This window comes from Micromonospora sp. NPDC048868 (genome assembly GCF_043198195.1).
In the GTDB taxonomy this organism is placed as follows: Bacteria; Actinomycetota; Actinomycetes; order Mycobacteriales; family Micromonosporaceae; genus Micromonospora; species Micromonospora reichwaldensis.
Window position 1 is genome coordinate 1 of record NZ_JBICUN010000039.1, and the last position, 3786, is coordinate 3786.

Below are 3786 nucleotides of genomic sequence, written 5' to 3' on the forward strand. Positions count from 1 at the left end.
AGGTGGTGGTGGCGGATGTGCGGTGGGATCGGTTTGTGCCGTCGTTCACGGCGTTGCGTCCGTCGCGTCTGTTCACCGACATCCCCGAGGCACAGGCGGCGATCGAGGCGGCGGCCCGAGCCGAGACCGGCCCCACCGACCAGGCCTCCGCACTGCGCGAGCGGCTCGCGGCCCTGACGCCGCCGGAGGTCGAGGCGTCCCTCCTGGACCTCGTACGCTCCCAGGTCGCCACGGTGCTCGGCCACGCCACCGTGGAGGCGGTGCGGCCGGACCGGGCGTTCCAGCGTCTCGGCTTCGACTCGCTCACCGCCGTCGAGCTGCGCAACCGGCTGACCGCCGAAACGGGCCTCGCGTTGCCCTCCACCCTGGTCTTCGACCACCCGACGCCGGCCGCCCTGGTCGCCTTCATCCGGGAGACCGTGCTCGGAGCATCGGGTGACGCGCCGGCCGACCGCAGGGTCGCCACCGTGGACGACGACCCGATCGTGATCGTCGGGATGGGCTGCCGCCTCCCGGGTGGCGTCGCGTCCCCGGAAGAACTGTGGCAACTGCTCGCCACGGGACGCGACGGCATCTCCGAGTTCCCCCTCGACCGGGGCTGGGACAGCTTCCTCAGCAGCGGCCTGTCCGACACGTCCTTCGCCCGCAGGGGCGGCTTCGTCTACGACGCCGGCGAGTTCGACGCCGAGTTCTTCGGCATCTCGCCGCGCGAGGCCCTCGCCATGGACCCGCAGCAGCGGCTGCTGCTGGAGACCTCGTGGGAGGCCGTCGAGTCGGCGGGCATCGACCCCACCAGCCTGCGGGGCGGCGCGGTCGGCGTCTTCGCCGGGGCCAGCTTCCAGGGGTACGCCAGCGGGTCGGTCGGTCGGGCCCAGGAGGTCGGCGGCCACCTGCTCACCGGCAACGCGACAAGCGTGTTGTCGGGCCGGGTGGCGTACTCGTTCGGGTTCGAGGGCCCGGCGGTGACCGTGGACACGGCGTGTTCGTCGTCGCTTGTGGCGTTGCACCTCGCGGCGCAGGCCCTGCGGTCCGGCGAGTGCGACCTCGCCCTGGCCGGCGGCGTCACCGTGATGGCCTCACCGGGCACGTTCGCCGAGTTCTCGATCCAGGGCGGCCTGTCCGCCGACGGCCGCTGCAAGTCGTTCTCCGACGCCGCGGACGGCACGGGCTGGTCCGAGGGCGTCGGCGTGCTGCTGGTGCAGCGGCTGTCGGACGCGCGGCGCGACGGGCGCCGGATCCTGGCGGTGGTGCGGGGCACGGCCGTGAACCAGGATGGCGCGTCGAACGGTTTGACGGCGCCGAACGGCCCCTCGCAGCAGCGGGTGATCCGGCAGGCTCTTGCGTCTGCGGGTCTGTCCACGGCGGACGTGGACGTGGTGGAGGCGCACGGCACCGGCACGTCGTTGGGCGACCCGATCGAGGCTCAGGCGTTGTTGGCGACGTATGGGCAGGGTCGGGATGTGCCCTTGTTGTTGGGGTCGGTGAAGTCGAACATCGGTCACACGCAGGCGGCTGCGGGAGTGGCGGGCATCATCAAGATGATCTTGGCGATGCGGCACGGGACCGTGCCGGCGACTCTGCACGTGGATGCGCCGTCGTCGCATGTGGACTGGGCGTCGGGTGCGGTGGAGTTGGTGACGGAGTCGCGTGAGTGGCCGGGCGTGGGGCGTCCCCGGCGGGCGGGTGTGTCGTCGTTCGGCATCTCCGGCACGAACGCGCACGTGATCATCGAGCAGCCGGAGCTGGAGCCCGCTCCGGCGCCGGTCGCGCCTGTCGGGTTGCCGGTGCCGTGGGTGGTGTCGGGTCGCTCCGAGCGGGGTCTGGCGGGTCAGGCGGCGCGGTTGGCGTCGTTCGTGCGGTCCCGGTCCGATCTTGCGGTGGCGGACGTGTCGTGGTCGTTGGCGACCACCCGGGCCGCGTTGGAGCACCGGGCGGTCGTGTGGGGCTCGGACGTCGACGAACTGGCGGCCGGCCTCGCGACGGTTGCCGAGGGCCGGGTCTCGGGTGTGGTGTCGGCGGGTCGCCGGGCGGTGCTCTTCACGGGCCAGGGTTCGCAGCGCGGCGGCATGGGCCGGGAGCTGTATGACGCGTTCCCGGTCTTCGCGGCGTCGTTCGACGAGGTGTGCGCCCGGTTCGACGGCTTGTTGCCGCGTGCGCTGCGCGAGGTGGTGTTCGCCGAGCCCGGTTCGGCCGACGCCGCGTTGCTGGACCAGACCGTGTTCGCGCAGGCGGGGCTGTTCGCGGTTGAGGTGGCGTTGTGGGAGCTGCTCTCGTCGTGGGGTGTGCGGGCGGACTTCCTGGCGGGTCACTCGATCGGTGAGGTGACGGCCGCGTACGTGTCGGGGATGTTGTCGCTGTCGGACGCCTGCGCGCTGGTGGCGGCGCGGGGTCGGTTGATGCAGGCGTTGCCGGCCGGCGGGGTGATGGCGGCCGTGGGTGCGTCGGAGGAGGCTGTCGCCGAGCTGATCGGCGTGAGCGGTGCGGCGGTGGACATCGCGGCGGTCAACGGTCCGGCGTCGGTGGTGGTGTCGGGTGCCGCCGGCGAGGTGGCCTCGGTGGTGGCGGCCTGCCGTGAGCGGGGTTGGCGGGTCAAGGAACTGGCGGTCAGCCACGCGTTCCACTCCCGCCTGATGGAGCCGATGCTCGACGAGTTCGCGTCGGTGGTGGCGGGGCTGGACTGGCAGCCGCCGCGGGTGCCGATCGTGTCGAACGTGACCGGTGCGGTGGCGGACGCCGCTGAGATCACCGATCCCGGCTACTGGGTGCGGCACGTGCGGCAGCCGGTGCGGTTCGCCGACGGTGTGGCGGCGCTGCGGGCGCAGGGGGTGGACACCTTCCTGGAGGTCGGCCCGGACGCGGTCCTCACCGCCATGGCCGCCGAGGCGGACACGGCCGACGACGTGCGGTACGTCGCCACGCTGCGCCGCAGCCAGCCCGACGTCACCACCCTCACCAACGCCGTCGGGCAGCTCTGGGCCGCCGGCGTGGCCGTCGACTGGGCGGCGTACCTCGGCCAGACCGGCGCCCGGCCGCGCGCGGTGGAACTGCCCACCTACGCCTTCGACCGGCAGCGCTACTGGCTGGAGGACCCCCAGCCCGGCTCGGCTCCGGAGAGGACCGACGCCCCGTCCGACGAGCAGTTCTGGGCGGCGGTCGAGTCCGGGGACCTCGGCGTGCTGGGCGAGGAGTTGGCGGTGGGCGCGGACGAGCCGTCCACGGCGCTGCTGCCCAAGCTCGCCCGGTGGCGGCGGGCGACGCAGCAGCGGGCCGTCGTCGACTCCTGGCGGTACCGGGCGACGTGGCGTACGGCCGCCGTGCCGGACTCCGCGACGTTGGCGGGGACCTGGCTGCTGCTGATGGCGCCCGGGCAGGAGGACCACCCGGTGGCCGCGGCGCTGGCCGCCCGGGCCGACCGGGCGGTCCCGGTGCTGGTCCCGGCCGGCGCCGACCGCGACCGGGTGGCGCGGCTGCTGCGGGAGGCGATGGGCTCCGACGCCCGGGACGCCCACGTGGTGTCCCTGCTGTCACTGGCCGAGCCGCGAGAGGCGTCCCCGGTTCCGGCCGCCGCCGAGGTGTCGACGGCGCTCGCCGTGGTGCAGGCGCTGACCGACGTCGGTGGGTCGGGCCGGCTGTGGTGGCTGACGCGCGGGGCGGTGTCGGTCGGCGGCTCGGACGAGCTGGCGGATGTCGCGGGTGCTGCGGTGTGGGGTTTGGGTCGGGTGGTGGGTTTGGAGGTGCCGTTGCGGTGGGGTGGTTTGGTGGATTTGCCGGGGTTGTTGGATGGGG

Annotated in this window: 1 pseudogene; it reads left to right on the forward strand. The window is 73.7% G+C overall.

Annotated elements, in window-relative coordinates:
- Positions 1-5: 5 nt before the first annotated feature.
- Positions 6-3786, forward strand: a pseudogene (locus ACGFNF_RS30315) (beta-ketoacyl synthase N-terminal-like domain-containing protein); the annotation flags it as partial.